The 26,670-nt window shown below is 58.5% G+C and carries 26 protein-coding genes and 1 tRNA gene; 13 read left to right on the top strand and 14 right to left on the bottom strand.

The annotated features are described in order from the left end of the window. Positions 1 to 2: 2 nt before the first annotated feature. Positions 3 to 683 (bottom strand): Crp/Fnr family transcriptional regulator, encoded by a 681-nt coding sequence (locus GOW31_RS03890; protein WP_171168009.1) that lies wholly within the window; start codon positions 681 to 683, stop codon positions 3 to 5. 198 nt (positions 684 to 881) lie between these two features. On the opposite strand from GOW31_RS03890, the gene GOW31_RS03885 reads away from it, so the two are divergent. The 3 genes from GOW31_RS03885 to cls all read left to right on the top strand — a co-directional run bounded on the left by GOW31_RS03885 (position 882) and on the right by cls (position 4,977). Next, complete coding sequence (locus GOW31_RS03885) at positions 882 to 2,492, top strand: arylsulfatase (RefSeq protein WP_254441632.1); 1,611 nt, start codon at positions 882 to 884, stop codon at positions 2,490 to 2,492. 74 nt (positions 2,493 to 2,566) lie between these two features. After that, on the top strand, positions 2,567 to 3,541 hold the full coding sequence (locus tag GOW31_RS03880) for an HAD family phosphatase (RefSeq protein ID WP_171168007.1): 975 nt from the start codon (positions 2,567 to 2,569) through the stop codon (positions 3,539 to 3,541). A gap of 23 nt (positions 3,542 to 3,564) precedes the next feature. After that, positions 3,565 to 4,977, top strand: coding sequence for a cardiolipin synthase (cls, locus tag GOW31_RS03875; protein ID WP_171168005.1), 1,413 nt, complete (start codon positions 3,565 to 3,567; stop codon positions 4,975 to 4,977). Here cls and GOW31_RS03870 read toward each other — a convergent pair. Then, the gene (locus GOW31_RS03870) at positions 4,974 to 5,408 is read right to left on the bottom strand and encodes an ion channel (RefSeq protein WP_171168004.1); all 435 of its coding nucleotides are present in this window, start codon (positions 5,406 to 5,408) and stop codon (positions 4,974 to 4,976) included. The genes cls and GOW31_RS03870 overlap by 4 nt on opposite strands. A gap of 173 nt (positions 5,409 to 5,581) precedes the next feature. Here GOW31_RS03870 and GOW31_RS03865 point away from each other — a divergent pair, with 173 nt between their 5' ends. Genes GOW31_RS03865 through GOW31_RS03855 form a run of 3 tightly spaced genes read left to right on the top strand, consistent with a single transcriptional unit; the run spans position 5,582 to position 9,670 of the window. After that, positions 5,582 to 6,229, top strand: a complete 648-nt coding sequence (locus GOW31_RS03865) for an ABC transporter ATP-binding protein (protein WP_171168002.1) — start codon at positions 5,582 to 5,584, stop codon at positions 6,227 to 6,229. After that, the gene (locus GOW31_RS03860) at positions 6,226 to 8,640 is read left to right on the top strand and encodes an FtsX-like permease family protein (protein WP_171168000.1); all 2,415 of its coding nucleotides are present in this window, start codon (positions 6,226 to 6,228) and stop codon (positions 8,638 to 8,640) included. Before GOW31_RS03865 ends, GOW31_RS03860 begins: the two co-directional genes overlap by 4 nt. Next, a complete protein-coding gene (locus GOW31_RS03855) occupies positions 8,630 to 9,670 on the top strand; it encodes a lipocalin-like domain-containing protein (RefSeq protein ID WP_171167998.1) in 1,041 nt (346 codons plus the stop codon). Before GOW31_RS03860 ends, GOW31_RS03855 begins: the two co-directional genes overlap by 11 nt. 78 nt (positions 9,671 to 9,748) lie before the next feature. On the opposite strand, the gene GOW31_RS03850 is transcribed toward GOW31_RS03855, so the two are convergent. From GOW31_RS03850 to GOW31_RS03835, 4 genes are all read right to left on the bottom strand, one after another. Next, the gene (locus GOW31_RS03850) at positions 9,749 to 10,180 is read right to left on the bottom strand and encodes a universal stress protein (RefSeq protein ID WP_152458067.1); all 432 of its coding nucleotides are present in this window, start codon (positions 10,178 to 10,180) and stop codon (positions 9,749 to 9,751) included. Continuing rightward, positions 10,177 to 12,786 (bottom strand): TRAP transporter permease, encoded by a 2,610-nt coding sequence (locus GOW31_RS03845; protein ID WP_171167996.1) that lies wholly within the window; start codon positions 12,784 to 12,786, stop codon positions 10,177 to 10,179. The genes GOW31_RS03850 and GOW31_RS03845 overlap by 4 nt, the downstream gene beginning before the upstream one ends. A gap of 99 nt (positions 12,787 to 12,885) precedes the next feature. After that, positions 12,886 to 13,854 carry a TAXI family TRAP transporter solute-binding subunit gene (locus GOW31_RS03840; RefSeq protein ID WP_171167993.1) on the bottom strand — a complete coding sequence of 323 codons (969 nt, stop codon included), beginning with the start codon at positions 13,852 to 13,854 and terminating at the stop codon, positions 12,886 to 12,888. A gap of 591 nt (positions 13,855 to 14,445) precedes the next feature. Continuing rightward, positions 14,446 to 14,531, bottom strand: a tRNA-Leu gene (locus tag GOW31_RS03835). A 147-nt stretch (positions 14,532 to 14,678) separates the two neighbouring features. On the opposite strand from GOW31_RS03835, the gene GOW31_RS03830 reads away from it, so the two are divergent. Together GOW31_RS03830 and GOW31_RS03825 are read left to right on the top strand one after the other, a co-directional pair. Beyond that, entirely contained in the window at positions 14,679 to 15,257 is a 579-nt protein-coding gene (locus GOW31_RS03830; RefSeq protein WP_152458071.1) for a YqaA family protein, read from the top strand. Continuing rightward, the gene (locus tag GOW31_RS03825) at positions 15,254 to 15,724 is read left to right on the top strand and encodes a disulfide bond formation protein B (RefSeq protein WP_171115783.1); all 471 of its coding nucleotides are present in this window, start codon (positions 15,254 to 15,256) and stop codon (positions 15,722 to 15,724) included. The genes GOW31_RS03830 and GOW31_RS03825 overlap by 4 nt, the downstream gene beginning before the upstream one ends. Here the strand turns inward: GOW31_RS03825 and GOW31_RS03820 are convergent. After that, positions 15,721 to 16,308: an HNH endonuclease gene (locus GOW31_RS03820; RefSeq protein WP_152458073.1), complete on the bottom strand. Its 588-nt coding sequence runs from the start codon at positions 16,306 to 16,308 to the stop codon at positions 15,721 to 15,723. The genes GOW31_RS03825 and GOW31_RS03820 overlap by 4 nt on opposite strands. Positions 16,309 to 16,521: 213 nt before the next feature. On the opposite strand from GOW31_RS03820, the gene GOW31_RS03815 reads away from it, so the two are divergent. Then, positions 16,522 to 17,127: an rRNA large subunit pseudouridine synthase E gene (locus GOW31_RS03815; protein ID WP_171167991.1), complete on the top strand. Its 606-nt coding sequence runs from the start codon at positions 16,522 to 16,524 to the stop codon at positions 17,125 to 17,127. A gap of 32 nt (positions 17,128 to 17,159) precedes the next feature. Continuing rightward, positions 17,160 to 17,585 (top strand): VOC family protein, encoded by a 426-nt coding sequence (locus GOW31_RS03810; protein WP_171167989.1) that lies wholly within the window; start codon positions 17,160 to 17,162, stop codon positions 17,583 to 17,585. Positions 17,586 to 17,630: 45 nt separating this feature from the next. Here GOW31_RS03810 and GOW31_RS03805 read toward each other — a convergent pair whose 3' ends face one another. Together GOW31_RS03805 and GOW31_RS03800 are read right to left on the bottom strand one after the other, a co-directional pair. After that, positions 17,631 to 18,296, bottom strand: a complete 666-nt coding sequence (locus GOW31_RS03805) for an alpha/beta hydrolase (RefSeq protein WP_152458076.1) — start codon at positions 18,294 to 18,296, stop codon at positions 17,631 to 17,633. Then, positions 18,293 to 18,925 (bottom strand): DNA-3-methyladenine glycosylase, encoded by a 633-nt coding sequence (locus tag GOW31_RS03800; RefSeq protein ID WP_171115777.1) that lies wholly within the window; start codon positions 18,923 to 18,925, stop codon positions 18,293 to 18,295. Before GOW31_RS03800 ends, GOW31_RS03805 begins: the two co-directional genes overlap by 4 nt. A 97-nt stretch (positions 18,926 to 19,022) precedes the next feature. On the opposite strand from GOW31_RS03800, the gene GOW31_RS03795 reads away from it, so the two are divergent. Continuing rightward, positions 19,023 to 20,249 carry an MFS transporter gene (locus GOW31_RS03795; protein WP_171115775.1) on the top strand — a complete coding sequence of 409 codons (1,227 nt, stop codon included), beginning with the start codon at positions 19,023 to 19,025 and terminating at the stop codon, positions 20,247 to 20,249. Here the strand turns inward: GOW31_RS03795 and GOW31_RS03790 are convergent, their stop codons facing one another. From GOW31_RS03790 to GOW31_RS03775, 4 genes are read right to left on the bottom strand one after another with little or no spacing between them, the layout of a single operon-like run. Next, positions 20,250 to 21,026: a squalene/phytoene synthase family protein gene (locus tag GOW31_RS03790; RefSeq protein WP_171116538.1), complete on the bottom strand. Its 777-nt coding sequence runs from the start codon at positions 21,024 to 21,026 to the stop codon at positions 20,250 to 20,252. It lies immediately after the preceding gene. Between the two features lie 2 nt (positions 21,027 to 21,028). Further along, a complete protein-coding gene (gene cimA, locus GOW31_RS03785; RefSeq protein ID WP_171167987.1) occupies positions 21,029 to 22,663 on the bottom strand; it encodes a citramalate synthase in 1,635 nt (544 codons plus the stop codon). Further along, positions 22,663 to 24,060 (bottom strand): cysteine--tRNA ligase, encoded by a 1,398-nt coding sequence (gene cysS, locus GOW31_RS03780; protein ID WP_171167985.1) that lies wholly within the window; start codon positions 24,058 to 24,060, stop codon positions 22,663 to 22,665. Before cysS ends, cimA begins: the two co-directional genes overlap by 1 nt. Further along, a complete protein-coding gene (locus GOW31_RS03775) occupies positions 23,993 to 24,280 on the bottom strand; it encodes a hypothetical protein (RefSeq protein WP_171167983.1) in 288 nt (95 codons plus the stop codon). Before GOW31_RS03775 ends, cysS begins: the two co-directional genes overlap by 68 nt. Here GOW31_RS03775 and GOW31_RS03770 point away from each other — a divergent pair. Together GOW31_RS03770 and GOW31_RS03765 are read left to right on the top strand one after the other, a co-directional pair. After that, positions 24,279 to 24,623, top strand: a complete 345-nt coding sequence (locus GOW31_RS03770) for an MmcQ/YjbR family DNA-binding protein (RefSeq protein WP_171115769.1) — start codon at positions 24,279 to 24,281, stop codon at positions 24,621 to 24,623. The genes GOW31_RS03775 and GOW31_RS03770 overlap by 2 nt on opposite strands. 56 nt (positions 24,624 to 24,679) lie before the next feature. After that, positions 24,680 to 25,867, top strand: coding sequence for a pyridoxal phosphate-dependent aminotransferase (locus GOW31_RS03765; RefSeq protein WP_171167981.1), 1,188 nt, complete (start codon positions 24,680 to 24,682; stop codon positions 25,865 to 25,867). A gap of 8 nt (positions 25,868 to 25,875) precedes the next feature. Here GOW31_RS03765 and GOW31_RS03760 read toward each other — a convergent pair whose 3' ends face one another. Further along, entirely contained in the window at positions 25,876 to 26,406 is a 531-nt protein-coding gene (locus GOW31_RS03760) for an outer membrane protein (RefSeq protein ID WP_171167979.1), read from the bottom strand. Positions 26,407 to 26,670: the final 264 nt, after the last annotated feature.

The following is a 26,670-nucleotide window of genomic DNA, read 5'->3' as shown; positions in this document are numbered from 1 at the left end:
CTTCAACTTTGACAGTTGCTGATCAGCTTGCGCCGGTCGATCAACCGCAGCCGGCCATACCCCAATTCCACAAGGCCCAGATCCGCCAGATGATGCAGATGTCGATGCAAGGTCGGCTGAGATACCGCAACCATTTCAGCAAGTTCTTCCTGAGACACAACAATCCATCCGTCCGAACTCAAGGCGCCTTCGTCAAGATGCAGCAGACGCAGCACAAGGCGCTTTTCAGACCCCGTAACCGCAAGATTGGCCATGATGCGCAGAGCAGTCTTCATGTTTTCATGCGTCAACGCATAGAAATCACGGATGTATTCCGGGTTCTTCTGAACCAGGCGTTCTACCCGCGAGCCGGGAAAAAACAAGGTGCGGGTCTTTTGCGTTGCAACGACGCTGACCAGGCGTTTGGCTTCGGCAAACAGCGCAAGATCCCCGATCCAGAATCCTGATCCATCCTGATGCAAAACGAATTCCTGTCCATCATCGGCAGGTGCCGTGATCTGAAGCGCGCCTGCGAGCACCGCATGAATACCGTTGGCGCGGTCACCGTGGTGGTACAGGGTTTCTCCGGAATCGAAGGTTCTTTGAATTGCGCACGTCATAAGATCGCTCTGAAACTTTGAATCGCGCGTGCCAAACCAGTCGGTCTTGGCCAGAATCCGCATATCGTCATCAGAATCAAACATTTGTATCTTTCAAAGTGATCATATGATAAGTTTTCGATACGTTTCATCGCGTAAAATAGCTGTGTTCACTGCCCGAACAAGAAATTGTTTTTATTCGGGCAATCAAGAACTTGCTTGCAGCTTCAAGTTATAGGCTAGCGGCTTCAATTAAATTTCAATTTTCCGGGTCATTAAGGCTCGACTGATCAGGAGCACTTCATGTCTTCTCCACGAATGATTGCAGATAATTGGCGTAGAACACTGCGCCGGTTCGCAGTGGCGACCGTAACTGTCGCCCTTGCCGTGCCCGCCTGGGCGCAGGATCAAAAGCCCAATATTCTTGTGATATGGGGCGACGATATCGGTCAATCCAACATCTCGGCCTACACAATGGGTCTCATGGGATATCAAACACCCAATATCGACAGGGTTGCCAAAGAAGGCATGATCTTTACCGATTATTACGGCGAACAATCCTGTACCGCCGGCCGTTCGTCATACATCATGGGGCAATCCGTGTTCCGCACCGGTCTTTCCAAAGTCGGCCTGCCTGGGGCAGATCTTGGAATGCAGGTTGAAGACCCAACTATCCCGGGGCTTCTCAAAGACCACGGCTATGTGACCGGTCAATTCGGCAAAAACCACCTTGGTGACAAAGACGAACATCTTCCGACAAACCACGGTTTTGATGAGTTTTTTGGCAATCTTTACCACCTGAATGCCGAAGAAGAGCCGGAAAACGAAGACTATCCGGGTGATCGCGTTCTGGCGGATGGGCGCACCTTCCGCGAGGCCTATGGCCCGCGCGGCGTCATCAAGTCCAAAGCGGATGGCACGATCGAAGACACCGGACCGTTGACCCGCAAGCGCATGGAAACGGTAGATGACGAAACCGTGGCCGCGGCCATCGACTTCATCAAGCGGGCGCATGAGCAAGGTCAGCCCTTCTATGTCTGGTGGAACGGTACCCGCATGCACTTCCGCACCCACGTCAAAGACGAGATGCGCGCCAAGGCCAATGAGTTGTCGGGGCGGGTCGCTGATGAATACACCGCCGGTATGATCGAACACGATATGCATGTAGGTCAGCTGCTGGATCTGCTGGACGAGCTTGGCATCGCTGACAACACGATCGTGCACTATTCCACTGACAACGGTCCCCACATGAACACCTGGCCGGATGCAGCTGCGACGCCGTTCTGGGGCGAGAAGAATACCAACTGGGAAGGTGGTTGGCGTGTTCCGTCAATGGTACGCTGGCCGGGCAAGATCGAGGCCGGATCAGTCACCAACGAGATCGTGCATCACATGGACTGGCTGCCCACTTACCTCGCTGTGGCCGGCGATCCGGACATCAAGGAAAAACTGAAGACAGGCTACAGCTCATCGGGCATGGGTCGCGACTATAAGGTGCACCTTGATGGCTACAATATTCTGCCGCTGCTGACTGGTGAGACTGCGGCAAGCCCCCGGAAAGAAATCTTCTATTTCTCGGATGATGGTGACCTCACGGCGCTGCGTTTCGAAGACTGGAAGCTCATCTTCCTGGAGCAGAAAGCCTGGGCCACGTTGCGTGCCTGGATCGAGCCATGGACCGAACTGCGCATCCCGCTGATCGTCAACCTGCGCCGCGATCCGTATGAACGCGCGTACCGCACGTCCAACACCTATTACGATTGGCTGTTGGACCGGGCCTATTTCCTTGTGCCCGCCCAGCAATACGTTGGCAATTTCCTCAGCACGTTCCAGGAGTTCCCGCCACGTCAGAAAGCAGCCAGCTTCAACCTGGATCAGGTCATGGAGAAGCTTACAACGCCGACCAACAACTAGGCCAGGCGGCCCCACGCTGTAGGCCGCCCTGCGCAGGGCGGCCTTTCTTCAATACAACAGATATCGAGAGCTTCATGAAACACGTTCTTTTGGGTGCCTTTCTGACCTGTGTTCCCGTATCCCTGCTCGCTGATCCGCTGCCCAGTTGGAACGCCACAGCGGCAAAAGAAGCGATCCTTGAATTCGTGTCCAGTGTTACCGACGCGGAAGGACCTGATTATGTGACGCCTTCAGATCGGATCGCGGTATTTGACAATGACGGCACACTCTGGGCCGAACAGCCGGTTTATTTCCAGTTAATCTTTGCCATGGATCGGCTTTCTGAACTGGCTGAACAAGATCCTTCGATCCTGTCCACACCCGCTTTGAAAGCCGCTGCCGAAGGTGATCTTGCGACGGTTCTTCAAGGGGGCCACGATGCGTTGATCGAAGTTGTCAACGAGTCACATTCCGGAACCAGCGTAGAGGCGTTTCAAGCCCAAGTTGCGCAGTGGCTGGCCGAGGCCCGACACCCGGACACCGGATTGCCCTATGACCAGATGACCTATCAGCCCATGGTCGAGCTGTTGCGCTATCTTCGGGACGAAGGGTTCAAGACCTATATTGTCTCGGGCGGCGGCATTCACTTCATGCGGGTCTTCGCGGAACAGGCCTATGGCATTCCGCCGGAACAGGTTCTGGGCACATATGGAAACTCGACATTCGAAGATGTCGATGGCGTTCCGACTGTCATCAAGGCCCCCGGGATTGCCTTCATCGACGACAAGGAAGGCAAACCCATCAACATCGAACGCACGATCGGCAAACGCCCCATTCTGGCCGGAGGAAACTCAGACGGCGATTTCGCAATGCTGGATTGGACAACCTCGGGTAGCGGATCACGGCTGGGTGTTCTGATCCACCATACGGATGCCGAACGTGAATGGGCCTATGATCGGGAAAGTCCGATTGGGCGGTTGGTTGACGGTCTGGATCAGGGGCCGGACAAAGGCTGGGTTATCGTCGATATGGCGAAAGACTGGTCGCGGGTCTACACTGGAGGAAACTGAACGACCCGAAAGACTTAACGCCCATGTGGACATTGCTTGTATCCATCTTTGTTTTTGCGTTGTACGCAACTGCAGTTGTGTTTTCGGTGCGCGCGGCACAAACCGCGCGCACACCGCAAGGAGCCGTTGGCTGGGTTGTCTTTTTGGTATCGGCGCCAATCTTTGCGGTGCCGATGTACCTGTTTCTGGGGCACCACAGGTTTCGCGGCTACCGCATCTCGCGCCAACAAAGCGAACGGGTCGTCGAAGGCATCAAGACCTTTGCTGACTACTCCAGACCTGACCCATCCACGATGTCGGTCAATCCACGACCATTCGAATTTCTGGCTCATCTTCCGGTATCCAGTGGCAATGGCGCTCAGCTTCTGATCGATGGCCAGGCAACGTTTGACGCCATTTTCCAGGCGATAGACGAGGCCAGGAATTACATCCTGATCCAATTCTACATCGTCAGAGACGATGCCTTGGGCCGACAGCTTCAGACCAAGCTGATAGAGGCTTCGAAACGCGGGGTGCATGTCCGTTTCATGACCGATGCCGTCGGCAGCTATGGATTGGCAAACACCTATCTGGACACAATGCGCGACGCGGGAATTGACGTGGCCGACCCGCGTGAGCAACGCGGGCCGAATTTCAGGTTTCAGCTGAATTACCGGAACCATCGCAAAACCGTCATCATCGACGGTGAAACAGGCTTTATCGGCGGTCACAACGTGGGTGTTGAATATCTGGGCGAAGACCCGCATTTCGGCCATTGGCGCGACACGCATATCAAGATGACCGGCCACATCGTCCGGCAATTGCAGCTCATCTTCACCGAAGACTGGCACTGGGCCCGCGATGAAGACCTGATTGACGACCTCGACTGGGCAGGCAGCGAGGCCGAGCAAGACATGAATGCCCTGTTGGTGGCCACCGGACCCGGAGATGAAACCGAAACCGGCGCCATGATGTTCTTTTCGGCAATCGCCGAGGCGAAAGAAAGACTGTGGATCGCATCGCCCTATTTCGTGCCCGACATCGACGTCATGACCGCCCTGCAACATGCAGCGATGCGCGGGGTGGACGTGCGCATCCTTGTCCCGGATGTGATCGACCATCGGCTACCCTGGCTGGCCGCTTTTGCCTATTTCGACGAAATCCGCGACTGCGGCGTGCGTGTGTTCCGATATACGGATGGATTCATGCACCAGAAGGTTTTCGTGGTAGACGACACGCTGGCCGCGGTCGGCACGACCAATCTGGACAACCGGTCCTTCCGGCTGAACTTCGAGGCGATGGCCCTGTTTTTCGATGCCCGCGCAGCCTTGGCTGTTGATCAGATGCTGCGCGCGGATTTCGAGGCGAGCTATGAGTTGACGCGCCGTCTGGCCCAGCAACCCGCGCATATCCGGTTTGGCGCCCCCTTGGCGCGACTGTTTGCGCCTATCCTCTAGGAAAAGAATTTCTCCTGAAAGACGCGCGTCATCATCGCCACCAGATAAGCGGTCGACAGACCAAAGGCCAGAAGACCAGCAACCGCGGCAAAAGACCCAAAGATGCGCAACCCTTCGCCCAAAACGATATCGCCATATCCCAGGGTCGTGAACGTCACCAATGAGAAATAGATGGCCGAGTTCCAATCCGGCAGAACCTCAAGCAACACCCAGACGATGGCCCAAATCCAGACCTGAATCGTGTGCGTCGCGACAATAAAGGCCAAAGATACCGCGATTGGTGTTGCCGTGCCAAAGAACACCCCCTTGGCCGACCATTTTTCATCCCACTTGATGATCGTGACGGTACACCAGGTCAACAAAAGAATCTCGACCAAGAAGCAGAGCGCCAGAAATGTACTGCCCCAAACGATCTGATGCAGCAACGTCATGTTTTTCATCCTGATTTACGACAGTGGACCGTCCGGGCAGAATGGCCCTTTGAGGTGCGAGGCACAACCCCGGCGATCGCGCCAAAAGCCTGCGGCGAATGGAACCGGGTACCGGTCCGCACTGGACAGTTTGGAATTCCGTCGCACATCCTTGGAAGAAAAAAGGCCAGATCATGCTGTTGACCATCGACCGTGTTCAGAAAACCTATCCCGGCGGGCGCCCGGTTCTGCGCGACGTGTCGCTGACGTTGGATGAAGGGCGGACACTGGCCCTGACCGGCGAAAGCGGCAGTGGCAAAAGCACTCTGTTGAATCTTGCCGCAGCGCTTGATTGTTTCGACAGCGGTGAAATCATCTTGAACCGTACGCCCCTGTCCCATCTGGACGATTCCGGGCGGGCCGAACTGCGGCGCAGTCAGCTTTCGTTGGTTTTTCAGCAGTTCAATCTGATCCCTTCGCTGACCGTTGCGCAGAACCTTTCCTTTCACGCCCGCCTTGCCGACGCTGAGGATGCCGATTGGACCGCGCATCTGACGGAACGCTTGGGCCTGTCCGATCTTTTGGACCAATATCCCGAAAACCTGTCCGGCGGGCAACAGCAGCGGGTCGCGATTGGTCGTGCCATGGCTGCGCGTCCGAAACTGCTGCTGGCGGATGAGCCCACGGGCAATCTGGATGAAACCGCCAGCGCAAGGGTTCTGGATCTGATGTTGGCCTTGGTGGCTGATACCGGCGCAGCGCTTCTGTTGGTCACGCATTCCCAACAGATTGCGGCCCGCCTGGATCGAACCGTCCAGCTCTGCGGTGGTCGTATCCAATGACACGCGCCGTCATTCAGGCTTTGACGTCACACTGGCGGGTGCACTGGTTGCAACTGGCGACGCTTTTGACCGGCATCGCATTGGCCACCGGTCTCTGGTCCGCGGTTCAGGCCATCAATGCCGAAGCACGCGCCAGCTATGCCCGGGCCAACGCGCAGCTTGCCCTTGGGCAGTTCGACGAGCTGCGCGATCCTTCCGGTCTGATCCCGGTTTCTCGTTACGTCGATCTGCGTCGTGCTGGCTGGCAGGTGGCGGCCGTCCTGGAGGGCCCCTATCGAATCCAGGGCCGCACATTGCGCCTGATGGGTGTGGACATGGTCGCCTACCCGGCCCTGCCCGCCGTCACCGAAGCCGACCAAAGCACCACGCCGACTGAGCCGGCGGACATGCTGACCGCTCCGGGGCGGCTTCTGATCGCGGCAGAGTTGGAGCCGCTGTTGCGCGACCAGAACAACCTTCCGCCGTTTTCAATCACCACGGCGCTGCCACCGGACGTAATTCTGACGGATATCGGCACAGCCGAAGCCCTGCTGAACCAAACCGGTTTCATCTCGCGCCTCATTGTATTGCCGGATCAGCCGCGTGATCGGCCACCTTTGGCCGAAGTCGCGCCCGAACTGGAGCGCGCCAGCCCATCCTCGCAAGTCGATACTGCTCGGCTGACTGACAGTTTTCACCTGAACCTGTCGGCTTTTGGCCTGCTGTCCTTTGCCGTTGGCCTGTTCATCGTGAACGGCACCGTCGGGCTGGCTTTTGCCCAACGCCGAGGCATGATCCGCACCCTGCGTGCACTGGGCGTTTCGATGCGGCGGCTGGTCTTCCTGATCTTGACCGAACTGACGGGGCTGGCCCTGATCGGTGGAACCTTGGGGCTGCTTCTTGGGTTCTTTCTGGCCGGAGCGTTGTTGCCCGATGTCGCAGCAACCCTTCGCGGCCTGTATGGTGCGCCCGTGACCGGACAGCTGACATTGCACCCCCATTGGGTGTTTGCCGGGATGGCGATGGCTGTTTGCGGCACCTTGTTTGCCAGTGGCCATGCGCTGTGGCGACTGTCTCGTATGCCACTTCTGGCGGGGCCCGGTGTGCAAGCCTGGCAGGGCAATGCTGGCACACGTCTTGTGACAGGTTTGCTCGGCTTGTCCCTGATCGTCGGCGGTGTCATCGCCTATCTCGGCATCGGTGGTCTGGTTGCCGGTTTCGTGCTGTTGGCCGGATTGCTGACGGGTGCCGCGCTTTTGTTGCCGGCGCTTCTGACCTTTGCGCTTTCCGTCTTTGGCAACAGGTCCCGTGGCGCCGTCGCGCAGTGGGTCTGGGCCGACATGCGCGCCCAATTGCCCGGGCTGTCGCTTGCCCTGATGGCCCTGTTACTTGCGCTTGCGGCAAATATCGGTGTGGGCACAATGGTTTCAAGTTTCCGGCTGACACTTGTGGGCTGGCTCGACCAGCGCCTGACTTCAGAGCTTTATCTGACCGTCCGTGACGAAGAACAGGGTCGCGAGATCACGGATTGGCTGCGGCCACAGGTCGACGCCATCCTTCCAATTCGCAACATGGAACTGTCGCACGAGACGGGCCCCCTGTTTCTGTACGGGGTCATTGACGATCCGGTCTATCGGCAGCACTGGCCGTTGATATCGGCAAACTCGACCGTATGGGACGACGTCATGGCCGGAGACGCGGTGCTGATCAACGAACAACTGGCACGGCGCGCGAACCTCTGGCCCGGAGATACGCTGACGCTGTCCCCGGATCGAACGCTGACCATCGCCGGGGTTTATTCGGATTATGGAAACCCGACCGGGCAAGCCATTGTGTCGATGAGCCAACTTGACCGTATCGCACCAGGGGCTGAAACCCGACGGTTTGGCATCCGTTTGAACCCCGAGCGGGCGACTGAAATGGCGCAAGCCTTGCGCGAGCGGTTTGCCCTGCCGCGTCAGGCCGTGGTCCAGCAGGCCGCCATGAAGGCGCAATCATTAGCAGTCTTCGAAAAGACCTTTGTCGTGACATCGGCGCTCAGTGTTCTGACCCTCGGCGTGGCGGGATTTGCCATACTCACCAGCCTGCTGACCCTGTGGACCCAGCGCTTGCCTCAGATTGCTCCGGTATGGGCGCTGGGACTGAACCGGGCGCAACTGGCGCGGCTGGAGCTTTTGCGCAGCGTACTGCTCGCGGCTCTGACCGCGTGCCTGGCGTTGCCGCTTGGTCTGATCCTCGCCTGGGTTCTGTTGGCAGTGATCAATGTGCAAGCCTTTGGCTGGCGGTTGCCGATGTTCGTGTTTCCCTGGGATTGGTTGTGGCTGTTCCTGTTGACCCTGCTGGCCGCCCTGGTTGCAGCGGCCCTGCCCGCGCTGCGCATGTTGCGTCTGCCCCCTGCCGATTTGCTGAAGGTGTTCGCCAATGAACGTTAAAACCCTTTTGGCCGTTCTCGTGATTTTGTGCCCATCGCCTCTTTGGGCGCAGGGCTATGCAGGTCTTGGAGGGTCGGCGGAAGGCTTCGAGGTTCCGCAGGCGGGGATTGAATTCGACTTTCCCAAAGACCACGGACCTCACCCCGCCTATCGGATCGAATGGTGGTATCTGACGGCCAACCTCAAAGGCGAGGACGGGCGTGACTATGGCATCCAATGGACCCTTTTCCGGTCGGCCCTGAAACCGTTTGAAACAGATGGATGGCAAAGCCCGCAGATCTGGATGGGCCATGCGGCTGTCACCACGCCTGACACCCACTATTTTGCCGAACGCCTGTCGCGTGGGGGGATTGGGCAGGCAGGTGTTGCGGTGCAACCGTTCGAGGCCTGGATCGACGAATGGCGCATGGCCGGGCCGGATATGGACACCCTGACTCTGACGGCAAACGGGGCTGATTTCGGGTACGATCTTGCGCTGAGCGCACAAGGCCCGTTGGTGTTTCATGGCCAAGCGGGCTATTCCGTCAAATCCGCCGACGGACAAGCCAGCTATTACTATTCGCAACCCTTCTATTCAGTCGAAGGCGTACTGCGCCTGCCGGATGGCGATATGCGCGTCACCGGTCAGGGCTGGCTGGACCGGGAATGGTCTTCGCAACCCCTGGCCGAGGATCAAACCGGCTGGGATTGGTTTTCGCTCAGCTTCGAGGGCGGGGACAAGCTGATGGCCTTTCGCCTGCGCGGTGGTCGCGGCGATTTCACTTCGGCCACATGGATCAATTCAGACGGCAGCACCGATGCCATCCCCGACGGATCCGTCAGGCTTGAGCCGCTTGCGACCGATCAGGTGGCGGGGCGCGACGTCCCGACGCAATGGCGCGTCGTGCTTGCGGACCGAGGCATCGACGTCAAGGTATCCGCCCTGACGCCGGATGCCTGGATGGGGACACGTTTTGAATATTGGGAAGGTCCGGTCACGGTCACCGGCAGCCACGAGGGCGTCGGGTATCTCGAGATGACGGGCTACTGACCTGGCTGCGGGAGCCCGAACGGCGGCAGGCGACCGTCGGGGCTCCGGCACCTCTGTGCACTGCATCTGCTTTTCGAGTCAGCGCACCACGTAAACCGAGACGTTGGAATGTCGCACCACGCGTGCCGCATTCGGGCCCAGCAGGTAATCCTTGAAATCCGGCTTGTGGGCTCCGATTACGATCAAATCAGAGCCGGCATTTTCGGCCGTCTTCAAAATCTCCTGATAAGCTGTTCCTGTCGCAACCACATGGCGGATGGTTTCGTTGCGCTCGGCGCCCAGGGCCGATACGCACAGCGCCGTCAGCTTGGCCTGCGCTTCCTCCAACGCCTTGTCGTGAAAATCGGATTCGAAAAACCCCGACACCCAGCTTTCCCCGAAATCGGGCAGCACTGTTACCACGTCAAGTTGCGCCCCTTCCATATCCGCCAGAGCGGCTGCTTTTTGCAGCACCGGTGCATCAATCTCGCCATTGCTGATATCAACGGCACACAGAACGGAACGTGTCATACGAGCACCTCTTGTCTGGCGGCACGGCCGCGTTGCAGGAAAGCGATCAGACCCAGAAGGATCAGCGCCGGGATATAGACCAGTTGCTTCGGAGGCTGGCTGGACGGCAGGCTGACCGAGCTCAGACGCACGGCCTCGTCACCGTAATAGTCAAAGTTGGCCAGATCTTCGGCAACCGGTGATCCAAACATCGGCTCGTCAAGTTTGACAAGGCCATCCTCTTCCAGCAACAGCAGCCCCATGGCATCGACGCGCGCTTCACCGCCCTCTTCGGATCCGACTGGCACCACAATCGTGGTGTCCACCATCTTGCCGGTATCAAAATCCGGCCCGCTGATCACCATGCGAACCTCGGTTCCGGGAGGAGTCTGGCCAATGGTTTCGACAAACGCCGCAGGCTCGACCGAAGTGTATGGAGGCGCGATGCGATCCATGAAGAAATCCGGCCTGAACAGGGCGAAGGCAACGGCGATCAGAGCGATACTTTCGTAGATGCGGCTGTGGGTCAGGAAGTACCCCATGGTGCCTGCCGTGAAGACAAGGATCGCTATCGTCGCAAAAATCGCCACTATGATCCCTTCGACCCATGTCACATCGATCAGCAGAAGATCGGTGTTGAAAATGAACACGAAGGGCAGCGCCACGGTACGCAGGCTGTAGAAGAACGCCGTGAAACCGGTTTTGATCGCATCACCGCCCGACACAGCCGCAGCAGCAAAACTGGCCAGCCCGACCGGAGGTGTCACGTCGGCCATGATCCCGAAATAGAACACGAACAGGTGGACAGCGATCAATGGAACAATCAGCCCGCTTTGGGCGCCCAACTCAACAACCACCCCGGCCATCAACGAGCTGACAACGATATAGTTCGCGGTTGTTGGCAGACCCATGCCCAGGATCAGGCTGAGTAGCCCGACCATGACCAGCATCAGGATCAGATTGCCGCCCGACAGGAACTCGACCAGATCGGCCATCACCTGACCAACACCCGTCAACGTGACGGTTCCCACGATCACGCCCGCGGTTGCCGTGGCAAGCGCGATGCCGATCATATTGCGTGCCCCGTCGATCAGACCTTGCCACAGGTCGGCAACACCATCGATGAAAGTGTTGTACAGGTTGCTCTGCCCGCGGAACATCGCTTTCAGCGGCTTCTGCGTCAGCAGGATGACAAACAGCAGCGATGTGGCCCAGAAGGCGGACAGGCCCGGTGACTTCTGTTCGATCATCAGGAAATAGACCAGAACGATGATCGGCAGCAGGTAATGCAGGCCAGCTTTGTAGATATCGGCGATGACCGGAAGCGTAACCTCTTTTGCGTTAGGGTCGTCCGGTTCCAGGTCAGGCACCTGTGCCGCCAGATAAAGCAGTGCGACATATACCGCGCAGATAATCAGGCTGAGCACGATCCCAGCGGCCGACGGCACCCAGCTTGTCACGGCATTCACCGGGAATTGTGACCCATAGCAAAGACCTGCGAACACCAGGAAAAAGCCGAGCATCCCCACTACGGTCCGCGCCAGATGCACATCGCGGTCGCCCAGCGTGGGCATGTTCCGCTTCACGGCCTCGAGGTGCACGATGTAAACCAGTGCGATGTAGGAAATCGCTGCTGGCAGGAAGGCATGGGTGATCACCTCGACATATGAGATGCCCACATATTCCACCATCAGGAATGCAGCGGCCCCCATCACCGGCGGCATGATCTGCCCGTTGACCGAACTGGCAACCTCGACCGAGCCCGCTTGTTCACTGCTGAACCCGACGCGCTTCATCAGCGGGATGGTGAAGGTACCGGTGGTAACAACATTGGCAATCGACGAGCCCGAGATCAGGCCGGTCGCAGCCGAGCCCACAACCGCCGCCTTGGCCGGACCACCACGCAGGTGGCCCAGGGCCCCAAAGGCCATCTTGATAAAGTAGTTCCCTGCCCCGGCTTTATCCAGCAATGCGCCAAACAGCACGAACAGGAAGACGAATTTCGTGGAAACACCCAGTGCGATACCAAACACGCCCTCGGACGTGATCCACATGTGGCTCATCGCCTTTTTCAGGCTCGCGCCCTTCCAGCGGATAACTTCGGGCACCCATTCCGAGGCACCGAAGAAGACATAGGCCAAAAATATGGTCGCGATAATTGCCATGGCCGGGCCAAGCGCACGGCGCGCGGCCTCGAACAACAGCACCAGGCCAAGCAACGCAACCCATTTGTCGGTGTCGTCGGCCAAACCGCCCGCATTAACGATCTTGTCATAGAAGAAATAGCCGTACAGCGCGACGAACGCGCCCACCAATCCCATGATCCAATCCTGAACCGGAATATAGTTCCGGGGGCTGGATTTGAGCGCCGGATAAGCGGCAAAGGCCAGAAACAAAGCAAAAGCCAGATGGAATTGCCGAGCATTGTTCACGACGCTTCCGGGCAAGACATAATTCGCCAGGGGCGAGGCCAGAACAACTTGAAATATCGACCAGATCGCGGCCACGACCGCAAGGAAAACGCCCACGTTCCCGACCGGATTGCGCCCTCCTGCGTCAGAAGATGCAACCAGATCCTGAAGCTCTTCTTCGGAAAGCGGACGATTGGAATGAGTGTCGGAATTCATCAAATGTCTCCCCGTCGCGGCCATTGTTCGGCCTTCTGAAATCCCGTTTCACACGGGTTTTGTGCAGGGCGCCCTTGGGCACCCTGCGTCAGGTCTGGTTTACTGAATCCAGCCTTTTTCTTTGTAGTACTTCTCGGCACCCGGATGCAGCGGAGCCGACAGGCCATCCGCAATCATCTCTTCGGGCTTCAGGTTCGCAAACGCCGGGTGCAGCTTTTTGAAATCATCAAAGTTTTCAAAGACCGAACTGACGACCGCATAGACAGCATCATCCGATACATCTGCCGAGGTCACGAAGGTCGCGCCCACACCAAAGGTCGAGGTGTCTTCATCAGATCCACGGTACATGCCACCGGGGATGGTTGCGGTACGGTAGAACGAGTTGTCGCCGACCAGCTTGTCAACCGCGTCGCCGCTTACGTTCACCAGAACCGAGTCACACGCGGTGGTGGCTTCCTGAATCGAACCTGAGGGGTGGCCAACGGTGTACACCATCGCGTCGATCTGGTTGTCGCACAAGGCTGCCGACTGTTCAGCCGCTTTCAGCTCGGTCGCCAGTTCAAAATCATCTGTGGTCCAGCCCATTTCGCCCAGCAGGACTTCCATGGTGCCGCGCTGACCGGAACCGGGGTTGCCGATGTTGACGCGCTTGCCCTTCAGGTCTTCAAAGTTGGTGATGCCGGAATCGGCGCGGGCCACAACGGTGAAGGGTTCGGGGTGCACCGAGAACACGGCGCGCAGGCCTTCGAACGGGCCGGCTTCTTCGAATTTCGAGGTGCCGTTATAGGCGTGGTACTGCCAGTCGGACTGGGCCACACCAAACTCCAGCTCGCCTTCGCGGATGGTGTTGATGTTGTAGACTGAACCACCGGTCGATTCGACCGAGCAGCGCACGCCGTGCTCTTTCCGGCCTTTGTTGACCAGACGACAGATCGCGCCGCCGGTCGGATAGTAAACGCCGGTGACACCACCGGTACCGATCGTAATGAACTCTTCGGCATATGCCGCCGGAGCCAGAAGGGCTGCGGTGACGAAGGCGCCGACGCTCAGTTTGCTGCTGTTTTTCATCTGTTAACTCCCACTTTTTTTGTCTGGCAGTTGGAAATCAAGTTTGATCACCTGCTCAGGGAAGCGTGCCGATAATACAAACCGGCCCGCATCGCAACGGCTACAAATCTTTGAATTTCCCAATTTCTCCCAACCCTTTCGAGGTTTCATTCAGATACCCACAATGTCAAGGCCGGCACCGGTCTGACCTGCGCCAATTCGCATATATGAGCATAAATCCCGAACTTTCCCCATCAGTTCACAGCGAGCCGTCTGGGTTCATGCAGTCACTCCAAATCCAAAACCTGACCTCATTCCTGGCGCAAATCACCGCGAAACAGAGCGAACCGCGTTTCGGATAAGGAGGCAGGGCATATCACGTTTGTACGTTCCGGCGAATCTGACAAAGGCCCTTCAACACCAACCCGGTTCAAGATCCCCCCCGGCCGGGGGCCTGATGATCTGTCGTTGAAGCAGGCCCGGAACGTCGTGGCATTCACGGGCTGCTACAGAGGACCTCAAACAGGACATGAAGATCTAGGTTGCGGATCATCACCTTGATCACGGCACCCCGCCAAGAGGACGGACGGTGTTTTGAGTTTGTCGGAACTGTGGTGCCCAAGGAGAGACTCGAACTCTCACGCCCGTGAAGGCGGGGGATTTTGAATCCCCTGCGTCTACCATTCCGCCACTTGGGCCACGAACACTGGATTAGCGCCCATCCGAGCGAAGGTCCAGAGGCAAAAACCATCCAATATTCCATTTGTTTCGCCCTCGACTGTTGACGGTCCGTCAGGCGCATGGTTTGGCTGGGCTTCAGACCGAAAACGGGATTTGAGTGCTTTATGTTACGATCGCTTTATGACTGGACCATTCGTCTGGCCGAACACCCTCACGCGCTGTGGGCGCTGGCCATCGTGGCTTTCATCGAAAGTTCGTTCTTCCCGATTCCGCCAGATGTGTTAATGATTCCGATGATTCTGGCCCGCCCGTCCCGGGCATGGCTGATCGCAACCGTGGCACTGGTGGCTTCGGTTCTGGGGGGCATGTTGGGCTATGCGATTGGTGCGTTTTTCTATGAAAGCATCGGGCAGCCCATTCTGGAATCCATGGGGAAAGCCCATGCCATGGAAGAATTCAATACCCGTTTCAACGACTTCGGATTCTGGGCCGTTCTGGCCGCTGGTGTGACCCCCTTCCCTTACAAGGTCATCACTATTATGTCCGGCTGGACCGGCATGCCGCTTGGAACCTTCATTGCCACCTCGATTCTGGCTCGCGCCTTGAGGTTCTTCCTGGTGGCAGGTCTGCTCTGGGGATTCGGTGAGCCGATCCGCGACTTCATCGAAAAGCGCCTGGGGCTAATGTTCACTTTGTTCATCATCCTCCTGTTTGGCGGTTTCCTGGTGGTGAAATACTTATGACGAGACGTTCGCAACTTGTCGCGGTGGCAAGTCTAGGATCACTGGCCCTTCTTCTGGCCGCTTTTGGCTTTCAGCATCTCGGCGGGCTTGCGCCATGCAAGATGTGCATCTGGCAGCGCTATCCACATGCAGTGGCCATCGCGATCGGCGCCGTGGCTCTGGCTTTACCGAGGCTGACCTTTCTTCCTTTGCTGGGCGCAGCGGCGGCCGCGACGACTTCGGCGGTGGGTGCATTTCACGCCGGCGTTGAAAAAGGCTGGTGGGAAGGCCCAAGCAGCTGCACATCCGGCAGCATCAGCGGTCTGTCCGCAGACGATCTGTTCGATCAAATCATGTCCGCGCCTTTGGTGCGGTGCGATGATATCCCTTGGGAGATGTTCGGCATCTCGATGGCAGGCTGGAACGCTATTGCTTCTGCTGTGCTGGTCCTGATCTGGCTGGCCGCATGGAAATCCCGCGCGGCTTAGAACTCGTCCAGCTCGGCATCCCAGTACAGGAAATCGATCCAGCTTTCATGCAGGTGGTTCGGCGGAAACTTCCGTCCAATATTGCGCAACGCTTCGGCATCGGGCTGACGTGGCGGCTTGCGCAAGGTCATCCGAGCCTGGCGCAGCGATTTCGACCCTTTGCGCAGATTGCACGGGCTGCACGCCGCCACCACGTTCTGCCAACTGGTCACACCACCGGCGGCCCGTGGCACCACATGGTCAAAGGTCAGGTTGTCCCGGCTGCCGCAGTACTGGCAGCGGAATTCATCCCGCAAAAATAAATTAAAGCGCGTGAAGGCCACGCGCTTTCTGGGTTTTACATAGTCTTTCAAAACAACGACCGAGGGTATTCGGATCTCGGTGCTCGGGCTGCGGACGACCTCGTCATATTCAGCCACGATATCGACCCGATCCAGCCAAGCCGCCTTGATCGCTTCTTGCCAGGGCCACAGTGACAGCGGGTAATAGGATAAGGGGCGATAATCGGCGTTCAAAACCAGGGCCGGGTGTTGTTTGAGCGCACCCGGCTCCCTTACAAATTCGGTCCTGAAGTCTCCGTCCATCACAGAATCGCTCCTCGCTCTCAGCTGCCCGTTTGTGACACCAGAGCGGGGAGCACCCGCCCCGGTCTTTTTGTAACTATATATCGTGTTAAAACTCTGACAAGCCCTGATTTTCCACAATATGTCGCAGACGGGGTAACGCGAATCCGTAACAGGCACATGACAGTTATCCACAGCTTGCACCGGGGGCGATCTTCAGGCTATGCGCAGATCATGTCCTGGTTCATTCGCTTCAACAAACCTTATGATGTTCTGCCGCAGTTCACCGACCGCGCCAATACGGACAGCCCGCGCAGCACGCTGTCCGATTTCATCGATCTGCCGGGCGTCTATCCGGCGGGCAGACTAGACCGTGACAGTGAAGGTTTGATGCTGCTGACGGATCATGGAAAGTTGCAATCCCAGATCTCTGACCCAAAGCACAAGATGGCCAAAACCTATTGGGTTCAGGTTGAGGGCACCCCCGACGAGGCTGCCCTGAAAACGCTTCGCAACGGGGTGGAATTGAAGGATGGTTTGACCCGTCCTGCCAAGGCCCGCCAGATCAACGAGCCCGAAATGCTCTGGCCGCGCACCCCGCCGATCCGTGAACGCAAGACGGTAACGGACAGCTGGCTTGAACTGACCATACGTGAAGGCAAAAACCGACAGGTGCGCCGGATGACAGCGGCAGTTGGTCTGCCGACGCTGCGCCTGATCCGGTACCGCATCGGAGACTGGACCCTAGATGATCTTGAGCCCGGGCAGTGGGACAGTCTGCCAATGCCGACACTGAACGCGGCCCCCCAACGCAAGCGCGACCGTCGCCCACGCCGGTGACAGACCCTGCCCCGGTCTGCTAGACTGGGGTCATGAAGAAAACGCCTGACATCCCGGCCCCTTCGGCCATTCTGGAAGCGGCGCTCTATGTCGATGATCTGGACGCGGCAGAACAGTTTTATGGCGAAGTTCTTGGGCTCGAACGCATACAACGTGTCGCGGACCGCCATGTTTTCTATCGCATCGGCGGATCGGTCCTGCTGATTTTCAATCCCGACCAGACCGAACAACCGCCGCTCGACCCCGGCATGCCGGTTCCGCCCCACGGCGCGCGCGGCCCCGGACATGTGTGTCTTGTGCTGTCACGAGATGAAATCGCAGTGATGCGCAAACACCTTCTGGACTGGAATATTCCGGTAGATGCCGAGTTTGACTGGCCTGGCGGCGTACGGTCACTGTATGTGCGCGACCCGGCCGGAAACTCGGTCGAGTTCGCCGAAGCGCACCTTTGGACTTGATCTGGTGCGGAACGCATGGGCGCTCCGCTGATCAAGTTCCAAAGACTAAAGGCTCAGCTTGTCGCGCATGAAGGCCAGCGCAACGCTCAGCCCATCCGGGGCGATACCGTGCCCGGTACCTTTCATGACATGGGCATAGACCTCTTTGAAGCCGGCAGCCTGCAAGGCTTCGGCCGCTTCCGGCAGGGACTGCGGCGGAACAACGTCATCAGCGTCGCCATGCACCAGCAAGACAGGCATCCGGCTGACAGTTTCATCCACCAGCAGATCGGGTTCCAGCAAACGGCCTGAGAAGGCTACGATCCCGGCCACGGGATCTTCCCGCCGCGGCGCAACGTGCAGGCTCATCATGGTGCCTTGGCTGAAGCCAAACAACACAACCTGTTCGGGCAGAACATCTTCGTCCACCATCAGCGCGTCCAGAAAGGCGTTGAAGTCCTCGACAGCCATTTCCATGCCCCGGCGGGCTTCTTCTTCGGAAGATCCATCGATCCACGGAATCGGAAACCACTGATACCCGTTGGGCATTCCGGGGATCTGCTCGGGGGCGTCGGGGGCCACGAACAACGTGTCGGGCAGGTGTTCACCCAGCGGATCGGCCAATCCCAGCAGATCGGCACCGTTTGCGCCATAGCCATGCACGAACACCACGACCGAGCGCGTGTCGCCCGAAACAGGCTCTTTCCGGAGCGCATTCAAAACCCGTGTCATCTGATCCCTTCTCTTTGTTTTGCAACCCGGTAATAGGCCCACAACACCCGTGCCGCAACCGAACGCCAGGGCGACCAGGCCTCGGCCATTTTGCGCAGCTCCTTGTCCGTTGGACGTTCAGGCAAGTCATAGAGGATGCGCGCCGCCTCTTGCAGGGCCAGATCACCGGGTGCGATGACATCTGCGCGACCCAGTGAGAACATGGCATAGATTTCGGCTGTCCAGACACCGATACCCGGAACTTGCGTCAATATGGCGACGACATCGGCGTCAGTTGCATCGCGCAGTGCCTTATAGTCGATACGTGCCTCGGCCAGTGCCCGCGCATATCGGATCTTCTGTCGGCTCAGCCCAACTGCCCGCAGATCATCATCCGTTGCCCACAGGATCTTGCGCGGGCCGGTCAACCTTGCATCCTGAAGCCGTTTCCAGATCGCATTGGCCGAAGCCACGCTGACTTGCTGACTGACAATTGCACTCAATAATTGCGCAAACCCATCGGGGCGGCGGCGCAGCGGCAAGGGGCCGGTCTGATCCATCGCATACGCCATGCGCGGACAGGTTTTGGCCAGCCACTCGGCCCCTTCGGCCACACAGTCCGATGTTTCGATGATGCGGCCCGCGGGCATGCGGCCTCCCTGCTCTTTTGTTTCGGGCAGGTTAGGCGCATGTGACGCAGATGCAACCCGCTTGTGCCGCAAACACTTAGCCGATAACCATTCGCCCATGACGATGATTTCAACCCTTCCGGACGACCGGCAGGCCAAACGCAATGTGGCCGTACTGGTGGCTGCCCAAGCCATTCTGGGCGCGCAGATGCCGATGATGTTCATCGTCGGCGGGCTTGCAGGTCAGTCGCTGGCCTCGAACCCCTGCCTAGCGACGCTGCCGATATCCCTGATCGTTCTGGGATCGATGCTGGCAGCCACGCCGATCTCGGCCATCATGCAAAAATGGGGCCGTCGCGTGGGGTTCCTTGTCGGGGCAACGGCCGGCGCACTGGGCGGGTTGATCGGGGCCTATGGTCTGTTTCTGGGCTCGTTCCCCACCTTTCTTGTCGGCAGCCTGCTGACCGGCATCTACATGAGCGCACACGGGTTCTATCGCTTTGCGGCAGCAGACACCGCGTCAGACGATTACCGCCCAAAAGCGATTTCATACGTGATGGCCGGCGGGCTGGCGGCCGCCATCATCGGGCCTCAGATCGTGAAGCTTACGTCTGAAGCATACGTCATCCCTTTTCTGGGAACATATATGGCCGTAATCGGCATCAACGTTCTGGGCTCGGCGCTGTTCTTCTTTCTCGACATTCCGACACCTGCGAAACCTGCGGCCGATGAACCCAAGGGGCGGTCACGGATCGAGTTGCTGAAAACACCCCGCATCGCCGTCGCGATCATCTGTGCCATGGTGTCTTATGCGTTGATGAATCTGGTCATGACCTCGACGCCGCTTGCCGTTGTCGGATGTGGATTTTCTGCCAATGACGCGGCGGATATCGTGACAAGTCACGTGCTGGCAATGTATGTCCCCAGCTTCTTTACCGGGCACCTGATCGCCCGGTTTGGCGTTGAAAAGATCGTCGCTCTGGGCTTGGCCATACTTGCCGCATCAGGGGTGGTTGCGCTGCAAGGCGTCGAATTGGGGAACTTTTTTGTCGCCCTTGTTCTTCTGGGCATTGGTTGGAATTTCGGCTTCATCGGCGCGACCACGATGCTGGCCGCGTCGCATGAACCGCAAGAGCGCGGACGGATGCAGGGCCTCAATGACCTGTTGGTGTTTGGCGGTGTGACATTGGCATCGCTGGCCTCGGGCGGGTTGATGAACTGCTCGGGCGGATCCGCGATCGAGGGGTGGAATGCCGTCAACCTGGCCATGATCCCTTTGCTGACACTGGCAGGTGGCGCATTGCTGTGGCTGGTTCTGCGCCCGGCCGATCCCGAAAGGGTCTGATCACCAGCGCCCGCTGCCGACGGTCCACATCAGCGACAGTCGCTGACGCATTTCGCCTGGCTCAAGCGTTCCTGCCGCCACCCGCTCGGGTTGGGCGATGGCCTGCTTCAGAACTCGTTCCGCCAGCCAACCCGCATACAGCGCGGGACGCGCCTCAGGTGCGATGTCGCCCCGCTTTGATCGCGCCTTGCGCAATCGGTCCAAAGCGGATTGGGCCAATTGCTGAACGCCGCCCTTCGTACCATCAAGCAAAGGTACGCGACCCCGCTTTTCCAGTTCGGGAATGGCGCGGAACCAATTTGCCACACCGACCCCGTACCCGAAATCGCGCAACACGCTTTCATCCGCCACACCCAGCGCCTGCGCAGAGGCGACGAAAAGAGATCCGGAACTGTGGTTGATATAGGCGTCAAAGTGCTCCTGATCCTCGAACGGATCCCGGTATATATCCCAACGTCTTACGGCAACAAATTCATCCAGTACGCCTGCCAGATGCGGCGACAGGACCCGCGACAGAGGCGTCACCACCTCGTGCCGCCGAACCGCGGACCCTTCTGCAATCTCCTGCAACGCGTCGCGCCACCATTGCAGCCGCATTTCGGCAATCATGGCCTCTTGCGTCACCCATGGCGCGCGGGCGACTTCAACATTCAACGCATAGATCGGAAACAAAACCACGCGGGCCGCGACCGGAGCAGCCATCGTCGCCCGGAACCGATCAGGATCCGCACGCTGTACCAACGCGGCGCAGGCTTTGACATCATCGTCGAAGGTCACACTCACTCGGCCGCTGCCTTTTGCGGATCGCAATCACGGACCAATTTCCACTGGATCGCATCCAGCAGCGCCTCAAAGGACGCATCAACTATGTTCGCGCTTACGCCAACGGTCGACCAGCGCCGCCCCTGGCCGTCTTCGCTGTCGATGATGACGCGTGTCACCGCTTCGGTCCCGCCCTGGGTGATACGGACCTTGAAGTCGACAAGGCGCATGTCTGACAAAACCTGCGAGTATTGGCCCAAATCCTTCGCCAGAGCCTTGGCCAGCGCGTTCACAGGCCCCCTGTCGTTTCCGGAGTCGTCCATGGATTCGCTAACCGACAGTTTCTTTTCACCGTCCACTTTGACCACGACGACAGCCTCGGACAGGCTGACCATCTTGTTGTATTTGTTCTTCCGACGCTCAACAGTGACCTTGTAGCGTTTGACCTCGAAGAACTCAGGCAGTTGCCCCAGTTCATCCCGCGCCAACAGTTCGAAACTGGCCTGCGCGGTGTCGTAGGAATACCCAACCGCTTCACGATCCTTGATCCGTTCAAGGATGCGGCCCAATGCGGGATCACCGGCTTTGACGCTCAGCCCCGCCTCGGTCAGGCGTTTGCGCAGGTTCGACTGACCCGCCTGGTTCGACATCGGAATGATACGTTCATTGCCTATGCTCGCCGGGTCCACATGTTCGTAAGTCGATGGGTCCTTCAGGATCGCGCTGGCGTGCAACCCCGCCTTATGCGCAAAAGCCGACGCGCCCACATACGCCGCCTGCTTGCTGGGAACCCGGTTCAGGACATCGTCCAACATGCGGCTGATGCGGGTCAGCCCGGCCAGCGCGTCAAGGCTGACGCCGGTTTCGAACTGCGAGGCGTAGGGTTCTTTCAGCAGCAATGTCGGGAGCAGCGCCGTCAGGTTTGCATTGCCGCAGCGTTCCCCCAGACCATTCAGCGTTCCCTGAATTTGCCGCGCACCTGCTTCGACCGCTGCCAGAGAACAGGCCACCGCGTTCTCGGTATCGTTATGGGTGTGAATACCCAACCGTTCACCCGGCAGACCGGCCGCGATCACTTCGGACACGATCCGCCCGACCTCGGACGGCAACGCGCCACCGTTGGTGTCACACAGCACAACCCATCGCGCGCCCGCCTCCAGCGCGGCCCGGCAAACTTGTGTCGCGTATTCGGGGTTGTCCTTGTACCCGTCAAAGAAGTGTTCGGCATCGAACAGCGCCTCGCGCCCTTGCGCCACGATATGCGCCACCGAAGCACGAACGTTTTCCGTGTTCTCTTCAAGCGAAATGCCAAGCGCATGGGTCACGTGATAATCGTGCGACTTGCCAACCAGACAGACGGCCTGCGTACCCGCATTCATCACCGCAGCCAGCACATCGTCATTCTCGGCCGAGCGCCCTGCCCGTTTGGTCATGCCAAAGGCCGTCAACCGGGCCGCGGTCTTTGGCGCCGCCTCGAAAAACGCGCTATCGGTCGGGTTCGCTCCGGGCCAGCCGCCTTCGATGTAATCCACCCCCAATGCGTCCAGCGCCTGTGCGATCTGCACTTTTTCAGCGGTCGAAAACTGCACACCCTGGGTCTGCTGCCCGTCACGCAGCGTCGTGTCATAAAGATAGAGGCGTTCTCTGGTCATCAGACCTCCTCCAGCTTGGCGGCATCAAAACCGGCGCCCGGCACCAGTTCAACACCTTCCTTGCTAATTCGAACCTCAAGCCCTGCCGCAACATATGCCGCCTTGAGGCGGTCGACCTCCGAGAAATCCTTGTTTTCCATTGCAGATACGCGCGCCTTCGCCAAGCGATCTGCATGCGCACTCAGGTCTACGGACGCCGTGTCAGCCCACGACGGGACATCTTTGCCCAACAAGCCCAAAAATTGCAGAGAATGTCTCAACCCCACGACATCGTCAGCGATGGATAACTGGTGGAGTTCGGCGATAGCACCGGCTGTGTTCAGGTCGTCGGCCAAAAAGTTAACGATTTGAGGATGCGGCTCGCCATAACCAACCCCTTGCGCGGCCTGCGCGTAGAATTTGCGCAAGGTTCGCTCCGCCTCACGGGCTTTTTTCTCAGTCCAGTCCATCGGCTTGCGATAATGTGTCTGCAAAAAGACAAAGCGGATCACTTCGCCCGGAACGCCCTGCTCCAGCAGATCGTGCACGGTAAAGAAATTGCCCAGCGATTTGGACATCTTCTTGCCTTCGACCTGCAACATCTCGTTATGCAGCCAGACCCGCGCGAATTCACCGTGCGGGTGTGCGCATTTGCTCTGGGCGATCTCGTTCTCGTGGTGCGGGAACATCAGGTCGTTGCCGCCACCATGGATATCAAAACTCTCACCCAGCAACTCATAGCTCATGGCCGAGCATTCGATGTGCCAGCCCGGACGTCCCCGCCCCCATGGGCTGTCCCAGCCCGGCAGTTCATCGGTCGAGGGTTTCCACAAGACAAAATCCATCGGGTTCTTCTTGTAGGGCGCCACCTCGACCCGCGCGCCGGCGATCATGTCATCCACCGAGCGCCCCGACAGCTTACCGTAACTCTCTTTCCAGCTATCCACCGCGAACAGAACATGGCCTTCGGCGGCATAGGCATGACCCTTGGCGATCAGGTCTTCGATCATCGCGATCATCTGCGCGATGAACTGGGTCGCGCGCGGCATCTCGTTCGGCTCCAACGTGCCCAAAGCGCCCATATCATGCAGGTACCAGCCGATGGTCTCATCCGACCGTTCCTGCACCAGTTGCTCCAGCGTGCCTTCCGCGCCCGCCTGTTTGCGGGCCAGCGCCGTGGCGTTGATCTTGTCGTCCACGTCGGTGAAATTGCGCACATAAGTCACGTGATCCGCCCCATAAACATGGCGCAACAGACGATAAAGAACGTCGAACACGACCACCGGGCGAGCATTGCCCAGATGGGCGCGGTCATAGACCGTCGGACCGCAGACATACATCCGCACGTTATCAGGGTCGATCGGTACGAAATCTTCCTTCGTCCGCGTCCGCGTGTTGTGCAGCTTGATCGTCGTCATCGGTCGGGCTCCTAGAAAACAGCAAAGGCTTGCGCGTTGGCGCGGGCTTAGCAACTTGTCTCAGGGATGAAAACGAAAGAAACCGGCCCGCTTGATAAATCAGCAGGTAATGCAGCAGATAATGATGCAGGTCACCGGGTTCATGCCCCTCGGTTAGCACGAGAACCCCGCCAAGCCAAGCGTTGAGTTTGTTCACCGGGTCCGGCAGAGTGCCCGTCATGGACCGAGACTTCATTAATTCCATCTGCAAGGAATTTCCCGGTGCAGAACTGTCAGACCCATGGGGCGGCGGTCATGACGCGTGGAAAGTAGGCGGCAAGATGTTTGCCTGTATCGGAATTGCAAATGACGGTGTTTCCGTCAAAACACCCGATGCGGAGACGGCTCAGATGCTAATTGATGCCGGTGTCGCGGTGAAAGCCCCCTATTTTCACCGCAGCTGGGTCCGCCTGCCGTTTGATGCCGAGACCGAGGAGCTACGCCATCGTTTGACGGTTTCCTATGACCTCGTACGCGCATCGCTGACCAAAAAGCTTCAGGCGACGCTGGCGCCGCGAAGCTGATTGACAAACGGCCACTGCTCTGCCCCATTCAGCGCAAAGCAACCAGGGGCGATTTCATGAGATTGTCTGAACGCATCACGCAGATCACCGGCGGCGGCAGCGATGGCTGGGACGTGTTCTACCGCGCGCGCAGGATGTTGAGTGAAGGACAAGCCGTAACCGAACTGACGATCGGTGAACATGACACCCGAACCGACCCTTCGATTCTTCGGGCGATGGAGCTGTCGGCCCGCAACGGCCATACAGGTTACGCGATGGTGCCCGGCACGGACCTGCTGCGCGACACGGTCGCCGCGCGGGTTCAGACCCGCACTGGCGTTCCGACCTTTCGGAACAACGTTCTGATCACCCCCGGCGGGCAAGCCGCCCTGTTCGCGGCACATATGGCCGTTTGCGATCCCGGTGATGTCGGATTGTATCTCGACCCGTACTACGCCACCTATCCCGGCACGATTCGGGGTGTTGGCGCCGTGGCACGTGCGGTTCAAACCCCGGCCGATGACGCTTTCCAGCCCCAGGCCGAGCGGATCGATGCCGCTGCTGAAGGCGCGGTTTCACTGTTGATCAACACGCCGAACAATCCGACCGGCGTGGTCTATTCCCGTCAATCGCTCGAGGCGGTCGCTGACGTGTGCAAACGGCGCGATCTCTGGCTGATCTCGGATGAGGTATACGACACGCAGGTTTGGGACGGTGAACATCTTTCTCCGCGTGCGCTGCCCGACATGGCAGAGCGAACGCTTGTGGTTGGATCCATGTCCAAGTCCCACGCCATGACCGGGTCGCGATGTGGATGGGTCGTCGGCCCACAGGAGGTCATCGCCCATCTGATCAATCTGGCGACCCACACCACCTACGGCGTTCCCGGGTTCGTACAGGACGCTTCGAGTTTTGCGCTGACCGCGGGTGTTGAACTTGAAGAAAAAATCGCCGCCCCGTTCCGCCGCCGCCGGTCCTTGGCCATGGATATTCTGGCGTCGCAAAACATCGTCGGCCTCGTCCCCGCGCAGGGCGCCATGTATCTGATGCTGGATATCCGCGCGACCGGGATGTCGGGCGACGCGTTTGCCAACGCGCTGCTGGACGCACACAAGATTGCCGTCATGCCCGGCGAAAGCTTCGGCAAGGCCGCTGCCGGGCACATACGGGTGGCCATGACCGTAGCGGATGAACGCTTTGCGGTTGCGCTGAAAACGCTTTGCGAATTCGCGTCGCATCTTGCGAGGAAGCACGCAGCTGAATAAGCCTGTTGTCAGAAACGAAACGTTGTACGCAAGTTGAAGACGTTGGAATCCAGACCACCGGTGGATCGGGTGACATCATCGAAGTCTTGCCGGAGCGCCTCACCGCTGATGACAAAATTCTCGCCAATCGGATAAGCGATGCCGATCCCGTAAACAGCGGCGGTATCGCTGTCGACGGATGTTTCGGCCCGTGCCGCACCAACGACGACATATCCCAGCGCACTGCCGAAATCGTACCCGCCACGCAGTTTCAATCGGGTCATGCTGTCCAGACTGCCCTGAGACTGGCTGAGGTTCAGGGAAAGGCGGTTGTATTCAAGTTCACCGCCCAGAACGAAAGCCCCGAAATCCTGATCATAGCCTACATGCGCACCAAAGGCGGTGTCATCCCCGCTTGATCCGCCCGGTCCATCCGCATCCGCGTACCCAAAGCTGAGCCCAACGTAACCGCCTGTCCAATCCTCTGCCAAAACCGGGCTGGCGCTGGCCGTCAGAGCCACGACAATCAGGGCAGAAAAAAGTTCAAAAGTCTGTTTCAACGCGATTTCACTCGGGATTCAGATCATGTCTAGCTTTGAATTCAACTGGGATCGCTTTTGTCAGAGTTCAATTCCTTGCACGCAAAGCTCAAGAGTAAGTGAATGCAGTATAACAGATTTCTGTCACCGCGGGAGAAAATCTGCCTCAGAATTCCGTCAGTGGACCGTTGGGCAAACATTTGCTGAAGTTAATTCCGTTGAGGTCGCAAACAGAACAGATTGCGTCGCCGTGTTTTGGAACTCTTGCGCCAAACGTTGAGAGGC

The organism is Ruegeria sp. HKCCA0370 (genome assembly GCF_013033705.1).
GTDB lineage: Bacteria > Pseudomonadota > Alphaproteobacteria > Rhodobacterales > Rhodobacteraceae > Ruegeria.
This window is presented reverse-complemented; position numbering and strand designations above follow the sequence as displayed.